17 protein-coding genes and 1 pseudogene are annotated in these 18,676 nt (G+C 63.7%); 9 read left to right on the forward strand and 9 right to left on the reverse strand.

Annotated elements, in window-relative coordinates:
- The first annotated feature begins 7 nt into the window (after positions 1-7).
- On the forward strand, positions 8-1,867 hold the full coding sequence (locus J4P02_RS10465) for a calcium-binding protein (RefSeq protein ID WP_426189786.1): 1,860 nt from the start codon (positions 8-10) through the stop codon (positions 1,865-1,867).
- A 177-nt stretch (positions 1,868-2,044) separates the two neighbouring features.
- Positions 2,045-3,427: an oxygen-independent coproporphyrinogen III oxidase gene (gene hemN / locus J4P02_RS10470; RefSeq protein ID WP_426189788.1), complete on the forward strand. Its 1,383-nt coding sequence runs from the start codon at positions 2,045-2,047 to the stop codon at positions 3,425-3,427.
- Here the strand turns inward: hemN and J4P02_RS10475 are convergent.
- Positions 3,424-3,768, reverse strand: a complete 345-nt coding sequence (locus tag J4P02_RS10475; RefSeq protein ID WP_426189790.1) for a hypothetical protein — start codon at positions 3,766-3,768, stop codon at positions 3,424-3,426. The two genes, hemN and J4P02_RS10475, sit on opposite strands and share 4 nt — an antisense overlap.
- A gap of 288 nt (positions 3,769-4,056) precedes the next feature.
- Here J4P02_RS10475 and fnrA point away from each other — a divergent pair, with 288 nt between their 5' ends.
- Positions 4,057-4,791, forward strand: coding sequence for a Crp/Fnr family transcriptional regulator FnrA (gene fnrA, locus J4P02_RS10480; protein WP_426189792.1), 735 nt, complete (start codon positions 4,057-4,059; stop codon positions 4,789-4,791).
- An 82-nt stretch (positions 4,792-4,873) separates the two neighbouring features.
- Complete coding sequence (locus J4P02_RS10485) at positions 4,874-5,422, forward strand: adenine phosphoribosyltransferase (RefSeq protein ID WP_426189794.1); 549 nt, start codon at positions 4,874-4,876, stop codon at positions 5,420-5,422.
- A gap of 23 nt (positions 5,423-5,445) precedes the next feature.
- On the opposite strand, the gene J4P02_RS10490 is transcribed toward J4P02_RS10485, so the two are convergent.
- Positions 5,446-6,855, reverse strand: a complete 1,410-nt coding sequence (locus J4P02_RS10490) for a PLP-dependent aminotransferase family protein (RefSeq protein WP_426189796.1) — start codon at positions 6,853-6,855, stop codon at positions 5,446-5,448.
- A 116-nt stretch (positions 6,856-6,971) separates the two neighbouring features.
- Between J4P02_RS10490 and J4P02_RS10495 the strand changes: the two genes are divergently transcribed.
- Positions 6,972-7,703 carry an NAD-dependent epimerase/dehydratase family protein gene (locus tag J4P02_RS10495; protein WP_426189798.1) on the forward strand — a complete coding sequence of 244 codons (732 nt, stop codon included), beginning with the start codon at positions 6,972-6,974 and terminating at the stop codon, positions 7,701-7,703.
- 1 nt (position 7,704) lies between these two features.
- Positions 7,705-8,211 carry a cupin domain-containing protein gene (locus tag J4P02_RS10500; protein ID WP_426189800.1) on the forward strand — a complete coding sequence of 169 codons (507 nt, stop codon included), beginning with the start codon at positions 7,705-7,707 and terminating at the stop codon, positions 8,209-8,211.
- 20 nt (positions 8,212-8,231) lie between these two features.
- Here the strand turns inward: J4P02_RS10500 and J4P02_RS10505 are convergent, their stop codons facing one another.
- The 7 genes and pseudogenes from J4P02_RS10505 to J4P02_RS10535 form a co-directional block, all read right to left on the reverse strand.
- On the reverse strand, positions 8,232-9,380 hold the full coding sequence (locus J4P02_RS10505; RefSeq protein ID WP_426189802.1) for an acyl-CoA dehydrogenase family protein: 1,149 nt from the start codon (positions 9,378-9,380) through the stop codon (positions 8,232-8,234).
- Positions 9,381-9,483: 103 nt separating this feature from the next.
- A complete protein-coding gene (recR, locus tag J4P02_RS10510; RefSeq protein WP_426189804.1) occupies positions 9,484-10,086 on the reverse strand; it encodes a recombination mediator RecR in 603 nt (200 codons plus the stop codon).
- A gap of 164 nt (positions 10,087-10,250) precedes the next feature.
- Positions 10,251-10,589: a YbaB/EbfC family nucleoid-associated protein gene (locus tag J4P02_RS10515; protein ID WP_426189806.1), complete on the reverse strand. Its 339-nt coding sequence runs from the start codon at positions 10,587-10,589 to the stop codon at positions 10,251-10,253.
- Between the two features lie 66 nt (positions 10,590-10,655).
- Positions 10,656-12,758 (reverse strand): DNA polymerase III subunit gamma/tau, encoded by a 2,103-nt coding sequence (dnaX, locus tag J4P02_RS10520; protein ID WP_426189808.1) that lies wholly within the window; start codon positions 12,756-12,758, stop codon positions 10,656-10,658.
- 201 nt (positions 12,759-12,959) lie between these two features.
- Positions 12,960-14,678 (reverse strand): putative bifunctional diguanylate cyclase/phosphodiesterase, encoded by a 1,719-nt coding sequence (locus tag J4P02_RS10525; protein WP_426189810.1) that lies wholly within the window; start codon positions 14,676-14,678, stop codon positions 12,960-12,962.
- 18 nt (positions 14,679-14,696) lie between these two features.
- The gene (locus J4P02_RS10530) at positions 14,697-15,749 is read right to left on the reverse strand and encodes a methyl-accepting chemotaxis protein (RefSeq protein WP_426189992.1); all 1,053 of its coding nucleotides are present in this window, start codon (positions 15,747-15,749) and stop codon (positions 14,697-14,699) included.
- A gap of 231 nt (positions 15,750-15,980) precedes the next feature.
- Positions 15,981-16,262: pseudogene (locus J4P02_RS10535) on the reverse strand (PAS domain-containing protein); the annotation flags it as partial.
- A 445-nt stretch (positions 16,263-16,707) separates the two neighbouring features.
- Here J4P02_RS10535 and J4P02_RS10540 point away from each other — a divergent pair.
- The 3 genes from J4P02_RS10540 to J4P02_RS10550 all read left to right on the forward strand — a co-directional run bounded on the left by J4P02_RS10540 (position 16,708) and on the right by J4P02_RS10550 (position 18,657).
- The gene (locus J4P02_RS10540) at positions 16,708-17,022 is read left to right on the forward strand and encodes a helix-turn-helix domain-containing protein (protein ID WP_426189812.1); all 315 of its coding nucleotides are present in this window, start codon (positions 16,708-16,710) and stop codon (positions 17,020-17,022) included.
- 235 nt (positions 17,023-17,257) lie between these two features.
- A complete protein-coding gene (locus J4P02_RS10545) occupies positions 17,258-17,629 on the forward strand; it encodes a VOC family protein (RefSeq protein ID WP_426189814.1) in 372 nt (123 codons plus the stop codon).
- Positions 17,630-17,763: 134 nt separating this feature from the next.
- Complete coding sequence (locus tag J4P02_RS10550; RefSeq protein WP_426189816.1) at positions 17,764-18,657, forward strand: DUF2167 domain-containing protein; 894 nt, start codon at positions 17,764-17,766, stop codon at positions 18,655-18,657.
- Positions 18,658-18,676 lie beyond the last annotated feature (19 nt).

Here is an 18,676-nt window from a genome sequence, read left to right on the forward strand (position 1 = left end):
AATGCACATGTCCATTTTCGACTACAAAGGGCAAGACGCCCGCCAACTGATCTCCGATGCCTGGACCCTGGCGGCCTACACCAGCGGTACCGCCACCGTGGGCAAGCTGTTCGAAATTCCCGGCCTGGTGCTCGACGGCGACCACAACTTCAAGCCCCCCGCCGGCTGGAAGGAACTCAGCGCCAAGGACCTGAACATCGACCCCAGCCACCTCGACCTCACCGGCAGCTTCAAGGGTGAACACACCCTTGGCGCCCAGGCCAAGGTCTTCGGCCAGTACGACGATCAGGGGCAACTGCTCAAGCTGGCCTTCTCCATCGCCGGCACCAACTCCCTGAGCGACGTGCTGTTCTACCCGGCGATGATCGACAACAGCTACATCCGCACCTTCGACTACCTGCTGGACGCCATAAAGGACTACGCCGGCGCCAAGGGGCTGAGTGGCAAGGACGTGCTGGTTACCGGCTACAGCCTGGGCGGCGGCGTGGTCAACAACATGTACCTGCACAAGGACAGCCTCGCCGATGGCTTCTTCAAGGACGCCGACTACTTCGGCATGGAATCGCCGAAAATCAACGACGGCGAGGGGATCTTCAACTTCGGCTTCGAGAACGACGTGGTGCACCGCATCGTCGGCGGCGAGACCGACCTCGGCCAGGCGATCCTCGACGCGCTCAAGGGCAGCGATGCCAACTACCACTCCAGCACCGACAACATCATCCTCTTCGACAGCATCTACGCCCTGCCGACCTGGCCCAACGGCCCGTTCTCCATCGCCAACCTGAGCAACTGGTCATCCCATCTCGGCGGGCTGTTCACCAACCCCATCGAGCGCATCGCCAAGTCCAGTTTCTATGACTACATCGAGCGCGACAGCACGGTGATCATCAGCAACCTCGACCCGGTAAGCCGGGCCTTCACCTGGGTCCGTGACAAATGGACCAGTACCTCCGACCACTACGGCACCCCAGCCTTCCTGCTGGGCAGCACCAGCGCCGACAAGCTGCAAGACGGCAGCGGCGACGACTTCCTCGACGGCTTTGCCGGCAATGACAGCTTCCGCCTGAGCACCGGCACCGATGTGGTGTACGGCGGCGACGGCGACGACAAGGTGTTCCTCCAGGGCACGGTCAATACCTACGAAGCCATCCGCCTGCAGGACGGCAGCCTGTTCCTCAATGACACCAGCGGGCGCTACGGGCTCAAGGAACTGCATGGGGTGGAACATGTGGAGTTCGAAAGCGGCCTGGGCAATTCCCTCGGGCAACTGCCGTGGATAGGCGGCGCCATCAGCGGCATTGGCGAACTCCTGACCCCGGCCTACACCGTCACCGGCGGCAAGCTGGTGTACGAAGGCCTGTGGGGTGCCGACAAGTCCTACAGCAAGGCGCTTGAAGGTAGCAGTGGCAACGACCTGCTCACCGGAGGCAGTGGCCGCGACCTGATCTTCGGCCTGGATGGCGATGACCGCATCGACGGTGGCGCCGGCAACGACCTGCTGCACGGCGGCAACGGCAATGACGTGCTGCTGGGCGGCAGTGGCCACGATGAGCTGTATGGCGGCGCCGGCAACGACGTGCTGATAGGCGGCAGCGGCAACGACCTGCTCAGCGGCGGCGTGGGCAGCGACCTGTTCGTGTTCGACCAGGCGAATTTCGGTCACGACCGGATCACCGACTTCAACCTGCATCAGAACGGCCACGACCGGCTGCAGTTCTCCCACGAGCTGTTCGCCTCCGTCGATGCAGTGCTGCGCGCCGGCAGCCAGCAGGGCAATGACACGGTGATCCACCTGGGCAACAACAGCGTGACCCTGGTGGGCTTCAGCGCCGCGCACCTGACCAGCGACATGATCCTCATCAGCTGACCCACGCCCGCCTCGACCGCCGCCCTCGGGCAGCGATCGAGCGCCCGAACACCAGGGTGCAACCCCCGCCGGTGCTACCCCAGCAGCTCCCGAGCACCCTTGATACAAGTCAAGATGGCCGCAGCCTGAACCTCCTAGACTCGCGAACAATGCCAGCCTATCCGGGGGAATTCCCGCATGCTCGACGCCATTCGTTGGGACACAGATCTGATCCGCCGCTACGACCTGGCGGGACCACGCTACACCTCATACCCCACTGCGGTGCAGTTCAACAGCCAGGTCGGGGCCTTCGACCTGCTGCACGCCCTGCGCGACAGCCGCAAGGCCCAGCGCCCGTTGTCGCTCTACGTGCACATCCCGTTCTGCGCCAACATCTGCTACTACTGCGCCTGCAACAAGGTCATCACCAAGGATCGCAGCCGCGCCCTGCCCTACCTGCAACGCCTGGAACAGGAGATGCAACTGATCGCCTGCCACCTGGCACCCAACCAGCGGGTCGAGCAACTGCACTTCGGCGGCGGCACCCCGACCTTTCTCAATCACGACGAGCTGCGCCAGTTGATGGCCCTGCTGCGCAAGCACTTCAACCTGCTGGACGACGACTCGGGCGACTACGGCATCGAGATCGACCCACGGGAAGCCGACTGGTCGACCATGGGCCTGCTGCGGGAACTGGGCTTCAACCGGGTCAGCATCGGCCTGCAGGACCTGGACCCGGCGGTGCAACGGGCGGTCAACCGCCTGCAGAGCCTGGAGGAAACCCGTGCGGTGATCGAAGCGGCGCGCACCCTGCAATTTCGCTCGATCAACATCGACCTGATCTACGGCCTGCCCAAGCAGACCCCGGACAACTTTGCCCGCACCGTGGATGAAGTCATCAACCTGCAACCGGACCGGCTCTCGGTGTTCAACTACGCCCACCTGCCGGAACGTTTCATGCCCCAGCGGCGGATCAACGGCAGCGAGCTTCCGGCGCCGGCGGACAAGTTGCAGATGCTCCAGCGCAGCATCGAACAGCTGACCGCAGCCGGCTATCGCTACATCGGCATGGACCACTTCGCCCTGCCCGATGATGAACTGGCGATTGCCCAGGAAGAGTCGACCCTGCAACGCAACTTCCAGGGCTATACCACTCACGGTCATTGCGACCTGATTGGCCTGGGGGTATCGGCCATCAGTCAGATCGGCGATCTCTACTGCCAGAACAGCAGCGACCTGAATCACTATCAAAACACCCTGGCAGGCGCGCAACTAGCAACCAGTCGTGGTCTGGTATGCAATGCCGATGACCGTCTGCGCCGTGAAGTTATTCAACAACTGATCTGCAACTTTAGTCTTAACTTCGAAAACATCGAGCACGCATTCAATATCGACTTCCGCGGCTACTTCAATGAACTATGGCCGGAGTTGCAGGAGATGGACGACGACGGCCTGATCGAACTCAGCGATACAGCGATCCGCGTATTGCCCGCCGGCCGTCTGCTGGTGCGTTCGGTGTGCATGGTCTTCGATGCCTACCTGGGCCAGCAGAACCGTCAGCGTTTTTCCCGAGTGATCTAGGACTTCATCAACAGCGCGGCGGCTTTCTGCAGTTGCTCAGGGGTCAGGCCCGACTCCCGCAGCACCTTGGCCAAAGTAGCATTGGCCGTGAGCAGGGCGCCATTCAGGTTGGCCAGGTCGGCTTGCAGGGCAGTGACCTTGGCCCGGGCTTCTTCAGGGCTGAGGCGCTTGTCGGCCATGAGCGCCTGGAGCCGGGCGAGCCTCTCGGCAATCTGTTGTTGCAATTTTCTGATCATTTTCAGGATCTGTTGAACATTTTCCGGCAGGCCGCTTTCCTCGATATCGCGGTCGCCCCCGGCGGCGCTGGAGGATTTCTCCAACCCGACACCAGACAGCGACACTTTGACGCCCTCCCCCAGAACGGGCTCGGCAACTAACGGTGCAGCCCTTAGTTGATTGTCATCGGTGCTTTTCGAAGAATCAGGAATGGGCTGCAAGTTATTGCTGCCATTAGTAATACCACCAACAACGGACATAATTGCGGTTCTCCAAGTTGCATTTATCTACGGGTTATCGACCCGTAAAAGGATTGCTTTACGACTAACCGTCATTACGCCACGGACTGGCCGGAACCTCCTCCCGTGAGTTACCCTTACGGCTTATGTGTGCTTTCCCACAAGGATTCTAGAATGTCCGAGCCAGTTAAACTGCGCGCTCATAACCAGGCCCATTGCAAGGATTGCAGCCTGGCCCCTCTCTGCCTGCCACTTTCTCTGAATCTGGAAGACATGGACGCGCTGGACGAAATCGTCAAACGTGGCCGCCCATTGAAAAAAGGCGAATTCCTGTTCCGTCAGGGCGACGGTTTCGACTCGGTGTATGCCGTGCGCTCCGGTGCCCTGAAAACCTTCAGCCTGAGCGACAGCGGCGAAGAGCAGATCACCGGTTTCCACCTGCCCAGCGAACTGGTGGGCCTGTCTGGCATGGACACCGAAAGCCACCCGGTTTCGGCCCAGGCCCTGGAAACCACTTCGGTGTGCGAAATCCCCTTCGAGCGCCTCGATGAACTGGCCCTGCAACTGCCGCAATTGCGTCGCCAGCTGATGCGGGTCATGAGTCGCGAAATCCGTGACGACCAGCAAATGATGCTGCTGCTGTCGAAAAAGACCGCCGACGAGCGTATCGCCACTTTCCTGGTCAACCTCTCGGCGCGTTTCCGCGCACGGGGCTTCTCGGCCAACCAGTTCCGCCTGAGCATGTCGCGCAACGAAATCGGCAACTACCTGGGCCTGGCGGTGGAAACCGTGTCCCGGGTGTTCACCCGTTTCCAGCAGAACGAACTGCTTGCCGCCGAAGGCAAGGAAGTGCACATCCTCGATCCGATCCAGCTCTGCGCCCTGGCCGGCGGCTCGGTGGAAGGCTGATCCGCAGCCGCTGCGACTGAGCCAAGCGGCTCGGTCACGGGTATACTGGCGCGGCCTAATTTGCCCGCCAGGACACCTGAAGATGGCTTTCGATTCCTTCGACATCAAATCCCTGATCCGCCCCGTTATCGACTTCCCGAAACCGGGCGTGATCTTTCGCGACATCACTCCCCTGTTCCAGTCTCCCCGGGCCCTGCGCCTGGTAGCCGACAGCTTTGCCCAGCGTTATGTCGAAGCCGACTTCAGCCATATCGGCGCCATGGATGCCCGGGGTTTCCTGATCGGCTCGATCATCGCCTATCAACTGAACAAGCCGCTGATCCTGTTTCGCAAACAGGGCAAGTTGCCCGCCGACGTGCTCGCCGAGGGCTACCAGACCGAGTACGGCGAAGCCTTCCTGGAAGTGCATGCCGACAGCCTGTGCGAAGGCGATTCAGTGCTGATGTTCGATGACTTGATCGCCACCGGCGGCACCCTGATCGCCGCGGCCAACCTGGTGCGCCGCATGGGGGCGAAGATCTTCGAAGCCGCGGCCATCATCGACCTGCCGGAACTGGGCGGCTCGCAGAAGCTGGAAGACATGGGCATCCCGACCTTCTGCCTGACCCAGTTCTCCTTGAGCGAACGCTGATCCGCCCCAAAGCGCGGGCCGGCCTAAGCCATCACCCGCGCCAGGCGTTGTGCCCACTGACGAGCCTGGAATGCATCCTGCACATTGGTAAAGCCCAGCAGCAGAGCATTGCCAGGACCCGCCTGCAGGCACCAACTCGACAGTGCCTGCAACCCCAGCCCCGCCTCCCGCGCCCGTTGCACCAGGGCCTGATCATCCTGCGCCGTGCGCGCCAGCAAATGCATGCCCCCGGGCAGATCGGCGAACGCCAGGGCCCCGCCCAGCTCGGCGTTCAAGGCTTCGCGTGCCAGTTGCCGACGCTCGCCGTACAGCCCGCGCATGCGCTTGAGATGGCGAGCGAAATGCCCCTGCTCGATAAAGTCGCAGACCACGCCCTGGGCCTGCTCCGGGCAACCGCCGAGAAAGCTGGCGGCGACCTGCTGGAAATGCTCGACCTGGGTTTGCGGCACCACCAGGTAGCCCAGGCGCACCCCGGGAAACAGCACCTTGCTGAAGGTTCCGCAGTAGAGCACCCGGTCCTGGCGATCGAGGCTCTTCAGCGCCGGTAGCGGCCGCCCGCTGTAGCGGTATTCACTGTCGTAGTCATCCTCGATGACCCAGCTGCCCTGGCGGCTCGCCCATTCCAGCAGCGCCAGCCGTCGCGGCAACGACAGCGCCACACCCAGGGGGCTCTGCTGTGCCGGCGTCACCAGGGCAAGGCGCGCCTGGGGCGAATGCTCGATGGCGTATTGCACATCCAGGCCCTGGTCATCCACAGGTATCGGCAGCAAGCGCGCCCCGGCGGCCTGCAACAACTGTCGGCTGCGCACATACCCCGGGTCTTCATGCCAGACCTCGTCCCCCGGCCGCAGCAGGGCCCGGCAAATCAGCTCCAGGCAGCCGTTGTAACCGGCACAGACAAACACCTGGTCGGCCTCGCAGGCCAGCCCGCGGGAGATATTCAGGTAGGCCGCCAGCGCCTGGCGCAAGGCCGCCAGCCCCGCAGGCGCGGGGTAGCCCATGGCCGTCGGGCTCATGCCGCGAACCTGGCGATTGTGCAGCCGTGACCACAAGGCGCGAGGGAAGGCATCCAGCGCCGGCAAACCAAGCTGATAGGGCAATGGCGCGCCGGCCAGGGGCATGCTGTTCAATGCCCGGGGCGCTGCGAAAGGCCGGGACACAGTCGCCGTGCGCGTCCCACTCAGTTGCGTCGACACCCGGGTGCCCGCCGCTCCACGCCCCTGCAGATAGCCCTCGCTGATCAACAGCTGGTAGGCCAGCTCCACGGTGCCACGGGACAGTTGCAGCTCGCTGGCCAGCACCCGTATCGACGGCACCCTCTCGCCGGGGCGCAGTACGCCTTTGCCGATGGCCGCCTTGAAGCGTTCGTAGAGCTGGCGATAGGCGGGCTGTACCAGGGTGCGATCGAGTTGCAGTTGAAGATCGGCAAGCATCGGGATAGGCCTTCTTGTCCCAGTCATTTTGTTGCTTTTTGCCACTTCTGACCAAGCCATAGCAAGCCTAGAGTTGCGCCAACGGCCTGTTTCCTGGCCGATATCGGGAGTTGCAGATGAGCCATAACATCTTTATCGCCGGCGCCAGCGGGGTGATCGGCCGTCGCCTGCTGCCACTGCTCAGGGCCCAGGGGCACCGGGTGTTGGCCATTACCCGTAGCGCAAACAAGGTCGCCGCGCTGCAAGCCGCCGGCGCCCAGGCGCAAGTGCTGGATGTGTTGCAGACCGAAGAACTGTGCCGCTTGCTCGAAGGCTTCCAGCCACAGATCGTTATCCATCAGCTCACCGACCTGCCCGCCGGGCTCGAGCCGGCGCAGATGGCCGACGGCATCCGGCGTAACGCCGAGATTCGCCGCCGGGGCACCGCCAGCTTGATTCGTGCGGCGCAGGCCGGCGGCGCCCAGCGCCTGATCGCCCAGAGCATCGCCTGGGCCTATGCACCCGGCACCCTGCCCCAGGATGAACAGCAAGCCCTGGAAACCGATGCTCCTGGCGCCAGAGGCATCAGCGTCAATGGCATTGCCGAGCTGGAACGCCAGGTGCTGGGCACGCCTGGCCTCGATGGCCTGGTATTACGCTATGGACGCCTGTTCGGCGGCGATGCCGGCATGCAGCATGCCGAATCCTCCCTGGGCCTGCATGTGGATGCCGCGGCCCATGCCGCCCTGCTGGCTATCGACCGAGGCACACCGGGTTGCTACAACCTGGCCCAGGACGAGCTGCAAGTCAGCACCCGAAAAGCCCGCCAAGAGCTGGGCTGGCAAGCTGATTTCCGCCTGGAGCACTGATATGCACAGCATCCCATCGCCATTCAAAATGCCTCAGGTACTGCTGCCCCTGGGCCTGCTCGCTGCCGCCCTGCTGGCAGCCATGACCCTGGCCACCTGGAACCTCGAACGGCCGCACCCGGCCCTGATCGCGGGCCAGCACGCCACTCACTCGAACCCGGCCGCGGCGCGTCCGCAAACCCAGATCAAGCCCTTGTCCTGCCAGCCCCTGAGCGATATGCCGGGTAAGGTGGTCACCACCCTGCTGGTGGATTTCCCGCCCGGGGCCCATACCCCGGCCCACCGCCATCCGGGCAGCGTCACCGCGTTCGTGGTCAAGGGCCAGGTGCGTTCGCAGATGCAAGGCAGCCCGGCGCAGACCTACAGCGCCGGTGAAACCTGGTACGAAGCCAAGGGCGAGTTGCACAGTTTTGCCGAGAACCCCAGCAGCACCGAACCGGCGCAACTGCTGACGGTGTTTGTCAGCGACGAGAACTGCGGCCCGCTGGTGATTCCGGAACCGGGCTAAGGCCCGCATGGCCAAAGCGCCTAGAGCCCCATCTGCTTGCTGATGATTTCGTTCATCACCTCGCGGGTGCCGCCACCGATGGAGAGAATGCGGTTGTCGCGATACAGGCGCTCCACCAGGCTTTCGCGCATGTAACCCATGCCGCCAAGGATCTGCACCGCATCATGGGTGATGCGGTCGGCGGTATCGGTGGCGAAGTTCTTGGCCATGGAGATTTCCTTGATCACGCTTTTGCCCGCGGCCATCTGCGCCGCCTGGCGATAGGTGAACTCCCGGGACACCTCCAGGGCCGTGGCCATCTCCGCCAGGCGATGCTTGAGCACCTGGAACTTGGCGATGGGCTTGCCGAACGCCTCGCGCTCGCGGGCCCACTTCAGGCTTTCCTCCAGGGCCAGTTGCGCGGTCATATTGGCCATCAGCGCCAGGGCCAGGCGTTCACTCTGGAAATTGCCCATGATGCAGGCAAAGCCCATGTTCTCGGCGCCGATCAGGTTGCCCACCGGTACCCGGCAATCGTCGAAGAACAGCTCGGCGGTGTCCGAGGCCCACCACCCCATCTTCTTCAACTGCCGCCCGAGGGTGAAGCCGGGGGTGCCCTTCTCGATCAGCAGCAGGCTGATGCCGCCGAAACCGGGTGCGCCGGTGCGCACCGCCACGGTGTAGAAATCGGCGCGGATGCCGCTGGTGATAAAGGTCTTGCTGCCGCTGACTCGATAGTGATCGCCGTCGCGCACGGCTCGGGTCTGCAGGTTGGCCACATCCGAACCGCCACCGGGTTCGGTCACCGCCAGGGCACAGATTTTCTCGCCACTGAGCACCTGCGGCACCACCCGCTCGCGCACTTCGGGGCGGGCCCATTTGACGATCGGCGGCAGGCCGATATCCAGCGACCCCAGCCCCGCCACCAGGCCGCCGGAGCCGCTGCGCATCAGCTCTTCACTGGCGGCGATCTTGGCGAACAGATCGCCCTCATGGCTGCCGCCCAGGGCTTCGGGATAACCGATGCCGAGGATCCCGGCAGCACCGGCCTTGAGGTACAGCTCGCGGGGGAAGCTTGCCGCCTCCTCCCACTGGTCGATCTCGGGAAGGATTTCACGCTCGACGAAACGTCGCACGCTGTCGCGGACCAACTGGTGGCTGGGGTCGAAGTATTCCTGGCAGGCAGACATCGGCAAGCTCCTCTGAAGGGTCGGAGGAACTTACCAAGCGCTTGCTTGGTTTTCAAGAGAAACCCAGGCGGCGTCCTTTGCCGCCAAGCCGGCTCCGGTAGCCTTAGAGCGCTATGGGTTTGCGCCCGGCGAAGGAGTGCGCCAGGGTGCCGCCGTCCACCAGCTCCAGCTCGCCGCCCAGCGGCACGCCGTGGGCGATCCGTGAGGTGATCAGGCCCTTGTTGGTCAGCAACTGGGCGATGTAGTGGGCCGTGGCTTCGCCTTCCACCGTGGGGTTGGTGGCCAGGATGACCTCGGTGAAGCTGCCCTGCTCCTCGATCCGCGCCAGCAACTGCGGGATGCCGATGGCCTCCGGGCCCAGGCCATCGAGGGGCGACAGGTGGCCCTTGAGCACGAAGTAGCGCCCGCGATAACCGGTCTGCTCCACCGCATAGACGTCCATCGGCCCTTCCACCACGCACAGCAGGCTGTCGTCACGCCGCGGGTCGGCGCACTGTGGGCAGAGTTCGTCTTCGGTCAGGGTCCGGCACTGGCGGCAATGCCCAACCCCGTCCATGGCCTGGCTCAAGGCCTGGGCCAGACGCAAGCCGCCGCTGCGATCACGCTCAAGCAGTTGCAAGGCCATGCGCTGGGCGGTTTTCTGACCCACCCCCGGCAAGGTGCGCAGGGCATCGATCAGTTGGCGAATCAGGGGGCTGAAGCTCATGGGCAAAGGTCCGACAAAACAACGAGACGCGGTTTATACCCGCGCCCCGGGGTAGCGTCAAATGCTCGGGTTGGCGCCTGCCCCGGCCCTGGCTGACGGCGGCGGATAAAAAAACCAGGCTCAAGGCCTGGTTTCTTCGCAACTCATCCGAACGCCTGGGCGAATCAGAACGGCAGCTTCATGCCCGGAGGCAACTGCATGCCGGCGGTCATGCCGGACATCTTGTCCTGGCTGTTGGCCTCGATCTTGCGCACCGCGTCGTTGACCGCGGCGGCAAACAGGTCTTCCAGCACTTCGCGGTCTTCTTCGCTGACACCCTCCAGCAGGCTCGGGTCGATGCTCACGCGCTTGATGTCGTGACGCCCGGTCATGACCACGCTGACCATGTCGCCGCCAGCCTTGCCGGTGACTTCGGCGTTGGCCAGTTCTTCCTGCATCTTGGCCATTTTTTCCTGCATTTGCTGAGCCTGCTTCATCAGGCCGACCATGCCACCTTTCATCATGGGAATTACCTCAAAGTACGGGGATAAAAACGGCGCCCGACCCCTGGTCCGGCGCCCTGTAAGTGATCAACCCTGAGCGGCCAGGGCCTCGACAGGTTCAATAGTATCCTGGCGCACCACGGCGCCGAACTGCTGAACCATCTGCTGGATGAACGGATCGCCATGGATCGACTCCTCGGCCTCGCGCTGGCGATCGGCACGGCGCCGCGACGCGGCCTGGGCCGGGGTTTCCTGCTCGGGCTTGATCAGTTCGATGGCCAGGGTCAGGGGGCGGCCGTGGTACTGGTTCAGCGCATCGTTGAGCCGCCGTTGCTGGGTGGCGTTGAACAGCGCGCTGTGGGCCGGGTCCAGGTGCAGCAACCAGTGGTCGCCATCCACGCTGATCAGGGTGCAGTTGGCGGCGATGCTCCCGGTCATGCCGGAGATCGGCAGTTTCGGAAACAGTTGCAGCCACTCCAGGGCCAGGCCGGTGGCCGGCGCGGCGGCAGGCTCGGGTTCCGGCTCCGGGGCCGGCTCGGCGACATGCTCGCTGGCCAGTTCGTCGAGGTAGCTGTAGGCCGAGTCCATGTCCGGCTCGATGTAGTCCTCGTCCAGGGGCGGCTCGTCGTCCAGGTCGATGCCTGGCACCACGGTTGCGGCCGGGCTCGACTCGGGCATGGGCGCACTGGCCCACTCCGGCGCATCCGGCATGGCGTTGCTGGCTGCGGCAACCGGCAGTGGCTCGGGTTCAGACTGAGGCTCAGGCTCCCGCTCTGGTTCTGGCTGCGGCTGCGGCTGCGGCTGCGCTGCGACCATCGGCGGCGTCGGCTCGATCTCCGCGGGCGCCTCGGCGGGTGGCGGTGCCGGGTCGTTCCACGGCAGGTCGACCACCTCTTCGGCAACCACCGGCTCAGGCTCGACCACGGCTGGCTGCACCACCGGCTCAGGTACGGCAGGCGCCGCGACAACGGCAGCAGCGCTGACCACGGGTGCTGGGGTCGCTACCGGTGCTGCCGGCACCGACGCCGCCACGGCTTGGGCGGAATCAACTGTGGCCTGGCTGATCCCCACTGGCTTTAGCGGCTGTCTCGGTGCATCCGCGGTGTCTGCCGGGCGGAAGGCCAGCATCCGCAGCAGGACCATCTCGAAGCCCCCTCGCGGGTCCGGCGCCAAAGGCAGGTCACGGCGACCGATCAGGCCCATCTGATAGTAGAACTGTACGTCTTCGGCCGGCAGCGCCTGGGCCAGGGCCAGCACGCGCTCGCGGTCGCCATGGCCGTTGTCGACGCCATCCGGCAACGCCTGGGCAATGGCCACCCGGTGCAGCACATTGAGAATTTCCGAAAGCACGCCGTTCCAGTCCGGGCCCTGCTCGGCCAGATGGCGCACAGCCTCCAGCAGCGCCTTGGCGTCGCCATTGATCAGCGCATGCAGCACGTCATAGACCTGGCCATGATCGAGGGTGCCGAGCATGGCCCGCACATCGGCGGCCAGGACCTTGCCTTCACCGAAAGCGATGGCCTGGTCGGTGAGGCTCATGGCGTCGCGCATCGAACCGTCGGCGGCGCGGCCCAGCAGCCACAGCGCATCGTCTTCGAAGGGCACGTTCTCCACGCCGAGGACGTGGCTCAGGTGCTCGACCACCCGCTCGGGGGTCATGTTCTTCAGGGAGAACTGCAAGCAGCGCGAAAGAATGGTGGCCGGCAGCTTCTGCGGGTCGGTGGTCGCCAGGATGAACTTGACGTAGGGCGGCGGCTCTTCGAGGGTCTTGAGCAGCGCGTTGAACGAGTGGCTGGAGAGCATGTGCACTTCGTCGATCAGGTAGACCTTGAAGCGCCCGCGGCTCGGTGCGTACTGCACGTTGTCCAGCAGTTCACGGGTGTCCTCGACCTTGGTCCGGCTCGCGGCGTCGATCTCGATCAGGTCGACGAAGCGCCCTTCATCGATCTCGCGGCATACCGAGCAGGTCCCGCAGGGCGTGGAGGTGATGCCTGTTTCACAGTTCAGGCATTTGGCGATAATCCGCGCGATGGTGGTCTTGCCCACCCCGCGGGTGCCGGTAAACAGGTAGGCGTGGTGCAGCCGCTGGCTGTCCAAGGCATTGATCAGAGCCTTGAGCACATGGGTCTGGCCGACCATTTCGCGGAACGAGCGCGGACGCCATTTACGTGCAAGAACCTGATAACTCATCGAAAACCGTCGCAACTGGAAAGCGGAAGCCGGTAATGCTAGCGGAGCAAGGGCGAAATTGCATCCGGCGCGCTCGTCTAATCCATTCAAGCGGCATCTTGCACAGGTTTGCCCGCCCGCCAAACCCCGGTAACCCTATGCGCTTGACCTGGGCCGCCGCGTCGGGTGGCACCAAAGCGCAACTGGCCTGGAGCCCGGCTCTCAGGCCTCCGGCAGCACTTCACCCTGCCCCCGGGCATCGCGCCACGACAGCGGCGGCTGGAAACCCCGCACCCACTCCAGCACCGCCACAGCCGGCATCGGCGCCGCGATAAACTCGCCCTGGGCCACTTCACAGCCCAGGGCCAGCAGGCGCTCGCCATGGGCCAGGCTGTCCAGCCCCTCGGCCACCACCTGCCTGCCAAAGGCCCGGGCCAGCCCCACCATGGCCTGGATCAGCGCCTGGTCATCCTGGTCGTGGAGCATGTCACGGACAAACAATCGGTCGATCTTGATGGTCTGGGTGCGCAGGCGCTTGAGATAGCTGAGGGAGGAATGCCCGGTGCCGAAATCCCCCAGGGAGAACTGCACGCCGAAGCCCTGGCAGGCCTCGAGGCAGTCGCTGACCCGCTGGATATTGTCGATGGCCACCGACTCGACGATTTCCAGGTCCAGCAACGCCGGCGACACCTGTGGATAGCGGTCGAGCATGGCCTTGAGGCGCTCGACGAAGTCGCTGCGCTGGAAGTGCCGGGCCGCGACATTGAGACTCACCGGCCAGTCATGGCCCGCCGCCTGCCAGCGCTGCAACTGGCTCATGACCTGATCCATGACCCACTCGCCGATATCGACGATCAGGTCGGTTTCTTCCACCTGGGGCAGGAACTCCTGGGAGCCGAGCATGCCGCGCTGCGGATGCTGCCAGCGCAACAGCGCCTCGAAGCCCACCACCGCGCCGCTGCGCAGGTTGATCTTGGGCTGGAAATGCAGGTGCAACTCGCCGCCGTCCAGTGCCTGGCGCACCTGCTCGACGGTCTGGTAGGTGACCATGACCTCGCGATCACGCAGCACGTCGAACAGGTGGAAACGGTTGCGCCCGCTCTGCTTGGCCACGTACATGGCCTGGTCGGCATGCCGCAGCAAGGTGTCGGCATCGTGGTCATCGGTGGGAAACAGGGTCACGCCGATGCTGGCGAAGACATTGATGTCCTTGCCCTGGATCGAATACGGCTGGGAGATGGCGGCCAGCACCCGCTGCAGCGCCGCGCGCAATTCCAGCATGTCGCGCACATAACGCAGGATCAGCACGAACTCGTCGCCGGCCAGGCGCGCCACCACGTCTTCGCCGCGAATGATCGAACGCAGGCGCGCCGCCACTTCCACCAGCAGCAGATCGCCACAGGCGTGCCCATAGCCGTCGTTGACCGCCTTGAAGCCGTCGAGGTCGAGCATGCATACCGCCAGCGGAATCCGTTCCTGGCGGGAGAATTCCAGGGCCTGGTGCAGCAAGTCGGAAAGAAAGGCCCGGTTGGGCAGGCCGGTCAGTACATCGTGGCCCACCCGCCATTGCAGCGAATGCAGCAACTGGCGCTTCTCGCTGACATCGAAACGTATCGATACATAGCGCACCACCTTGCCCGAGCGCTGATCCACCAGGGGCACCATGGTGCTGTCGACCCAATACAGGCTGCCGTCCTTGGCGCGGTTGCAGATCTCGCCCTTCCACACCCGGCCCTGAGTGATGGTCCGCCACAGCTCGCCAAAGAACTCCGGAGGGTGCAGCCCGGAGCTGAGCATCCGGTGATTGGCACCGATCAATTCTTCGCGGCTGTAGCCCGAAACCTCACAGAACAGATCATTGACATAGGTGATCCCCCCCTCCAGATCCGTCTCGGAGAAGATGGCGGCGGCATCGACGGCCCTGCGGTATTTCTCATCCATGAGTCGAACTCGCCGTCGCTAGCGGTTGAACCGCTCGACCAGGGCACGCAACCCGGAAGAGATGTGTTCCAGCTCGGCGCCGCGAAGCACCCCGGCGCTGGCGTTCTCGGCGGTGCGCTGCACCGTGGCGGCGACCCCGTTGATCTGTTCGGAAACCGACTCCGCGACATGGGACTGTTCCTGGGACGCCGCGGCCATCTGCTGGCTCATGTCGGTGATGCGCTCCACCGCTTCGCCGATGCCTTGCAGGGCCTGTTGCGCCTGCAGCACTTGCTGCACGCCCTGCTCGGCTTCCTCGATGCCCAGGCTGGCGATCTGCACCGCCTGGTCGGCGCCGGCCCGCAGGCTGTGGATGATGCCCTGGATCTGCTGGGTCGATTCGCGGGTCTTGCCGGCCAGGGCTCGCACTTCGTCGGCGACCACGGCAAAACCGCGTCCCTGCTCGCCGGCCCGAGCGGCCTCGATGGCGGCATTCAGGGCCAGCAGGTTGGTCTGGTCGGCGATGGCCTGGATCATGCTCGCGGCCACCATGATGTCCTGGGTCTGCCCGGCCAGGTCGCCCACCGCCTGGTTGATCTGGCTGACGGTGCGGGCCAGCAGCAGAATCGCCTCGCGCGAGGTGCCCGCCACTTCGCTGCCCTGGCGGGCCAGCAGGTTGGCGGTGTGGGCCTCGCTGGCGGTGTGTTGCACATGCTCGGCGACCTCGGTGATCGACGCCGCCATCTGGGTCATGGCGGCGGCGGTCATGTCGGTTTCGGCGCGCTGCTCCAGCAGGGCCGACTCGGTACGGCTGGACAACTGGCTGGAATCGGCCGCCGCCGTGGCCATCTGCCGTGCCAGGTCGCTCAAGCGCGTGAGGGCGGTTTTCAGGCGCGCTTCCTCGCTGATCAGGATCATCTGCAACTGCGCCGCCGGCCCCAGGGCTTCGCTGTAGGCCAGGGCGCAGATCGGATCGGCAAAGGTGTTCGGGGTGCTGCCGACTATCTGCTTGAGCTGGCGCCCCAAACGACGCTGGGCCAACAGGCCGACGCCGACGAAAGCGGAAACCGTCAGGCCCTGGGCCGCCGGCATCGGCAACCAGTTGAACGCAGCCAGGCAAACCAGCGACACCGCCACCGGCAGCAGCAGTGGCCGGGCTCCGGCCTGCAGGCGGCGCCAGGTCGAAACCGGCGCCTTGTCGGCACGCAACCTTGCATACAGGACCTCGGCGCGGCTGATTTGCTCCCGGGTTGGCTTGACCCGCACCGACTCATAGCCCACCAGCCGCCCGTCTTCGAGGATCGGCGTGACATAGGCGCTGACCCAATAGAAATTGCCGTTCTTGCAGCGGTTCTTCACCACCCCCATCCAGCTCTGGCCGGCCTTGAGGTAACCCCACATCGACTCGAACACCGCCGCCGGCATGTCCGGGTGGCGCACCAGGTTGTGCGGGCTGCCGATCAGTTCGGCCTGGCTGAAGCCGCTCATGGCGGCGAACTCGGCATTGCAATAGGTGATCAGGCTGTTGGTATCGGTGGCGGAGATCAGCCGCTGCTGGTCGGGAAAGGTCTGCTCAACAGAGGTGACCGGCAAATTGAGACGCACTTTAGAACTCCATAGACAGCCTGCGATCAACAGTTACCGGAAGACCGGCAACCGGCTGCTTCGCACTGTAGTTTCCTGGCAGCACGGCCCAATCGGAAGGTTCGCCTTGATTGCGGCCGTACAGCGGTTTGCGCGGCAGTTGACCGTTGATTCAACGAAGATCAACTAGGATCAGATAAGGCGTCAGGTGGGAACGGCGGACGGAGCGTTGGCGGCAATTGCGAGACGTTCGAGCCTCTGCCAAGCCCTGGGTTTAGGTGAACAAGTGAAATGCAATGATTTCCTGTTTCATAAACCTGCCTTCTGAAACTAGATCACCAAATACCTGTCCGAAGCGCCGATTCTACGAAATACATCACATTTTGCAAAGCAAGGTGATGAACCATGATGTTGTCTAATGCCAATATTTATCGTTAAGTTCTTGATTCTAAATGGGAATTGAGCGATGCAAATTTCAAGTTTGGGTGCAGCCATCAAGCGCTATCGAAAGCTAGCCGGGCTTACTCAGGCTGAACTAGGTGAAAAAACCGGTTTTGACCCAAAAACCATCAGCCGCTTCGAAACCGGCACCTACACCCCCAGCGTTGAAGCTCTATTTCTGCTAGCCGATGCACTGGGAGTGAAGCTGAAAGCCTTCTTTGCCGATCTGGGCGACGAAGAGGAACAGCGGGCTTATTTGTTCGGTGTCATTCACAAAGCCACCCCCAAGGATCTGGGAAAGCTGATAGCAGCGGTAGACCAGGCCTTGTCCAAGCCTTGAGCCCCGCAACAAATCCACCGCAAGAGGCCCGCCAACCCATTCCAGGCATGCAGGCCTCTTCTTCAATCCGTCCCGTGTGGCGATCCCCGGATCGCCGTTCCTGCCGCTGCATGCAGGTTCGGCCACATGCCGGCGATATGACGCCACATCCAGTATCACGACTCCTGACAGGAACTGACGGCCCTGCCACCTAAGCTGGCGCCCCTCACAGCGCCCAAAGCACTCAGGAGTCAGCATGATCAGCAACACCTATTTCCTGCTCTACGTAGACAGCACCAGTGTCAGCACGGCGTTCTACAGCCGCCTGCTGGACAAGCCGCCAGCGCACTCCACCGAAGCCTTCGCCCTGTTCATTCTCGACTCAGGCATCAAGCTGGGCCTCTGGTCCCGCCCCAACGTCGAACCCGAGGCGCAAGCAGCCGGCGGTGGCAGCGAACTGGGCTGGGCGGTGGACAGCCGCGCGACCGTGGATGAGCTGCATCGACACTGGCAACAGCTGGGCATGACCATCGCCCAGCCACCGACCGAAACGGGCTTCGGCTACACCCTGCTCGGCCTCGATCCGGACGGGCATCGCCTGCGCGTGCTGTACCTCACCGCGGCTTGATTCAAGACTGGAAGTGGCGTCGAGCCAGACGCCCTTCCACTGCCAATACAGAAATAAATAGAAACATTGCATTGAGCCACTAGCGACTCATCGTTATCCTCCGCGCCACTTGTCACAAAATGTAAGGGAATACGATGAAGTACCTGCGCCACCTCATGGCCATGGCCCTGCTTTGCGCCGCCCCCTGGCTCGCCAGCGCCGCCACTCCGAGCACAAGCCAGAACAGCGAAGAACAGAGCGCCGAGCAATTTCTCGCCTCGCTCTCGCCGCGCCACGGCAACGTCAAGCTGCCCGGGGATATCGCCAGCCTCGAGCTGAGCAAGGAGTTCTACTACCTGAACCCCAAGGACACCGAGAAGCTGCTCACCGAAGGCTGGGGCAACCCGCCCGGCTTCACCACCCTGGGCATGATCGTACCCAGCGCTGTCAGCCCGCTGGCCGCCGAAGGCTGGGGCGTGATCATCAGCTACAAGGATGACGGCCATATCTCCGACGACGATGCGGCGAAGATCAACTACCAGGACCTGCTCAAGCAGATGCAGGAAGCGGACGAGGAAGACAACAAGCAGCGCAAGGAACAGGGCTACGGCGCCATCCACCTGCTGGGCTGGGCCGAGCAGCCCAGCTATGACGCACAATCGCACAAGATGTACTGGGCTCGTGAGCTGAAGGCCGAAGGCGCCGAGGGCAATACCCTGAACTACAGCATCCGCGTGCTGGGTCGCGAAGGCGTGCTGGAACTCAATGCCGTGGCCTCGATGCACGACCTGCCCACCATCAAGCGCGAGATTCCCAAGGTCCTGGCCTTCACCAACTTCACCGACGGCAACCGCTACGCCGACTACAACCCGAGCACCGACAAACTGGCCGGCTACGGCCTGGCTGCCCTGGTGGCCGGCGGTATCGCCAGCAAGGCCGGGCTGTTCGCCAAGCTCGGGGTACTGCTGCTGGCGGGCAAGAAATTCATCGTCATCGGTTTCCTCGCCATTGCCGCGTTCGTCGGCCGGCTGTTCAAGAAGAAAGGCTGATTCAGCAAGCAAGGCCCCG

The sequence above is a fragment of the Pseudomonas sp. NFXW11 genome, assembly GCF_049887815.1.
Classification (GTDB): domain Bacteria; phylum Pseudomonadota; class Gammaproteobacteria; order Pseudomonadales; family Pseudomonadaceae; genus Aquipseudomonas.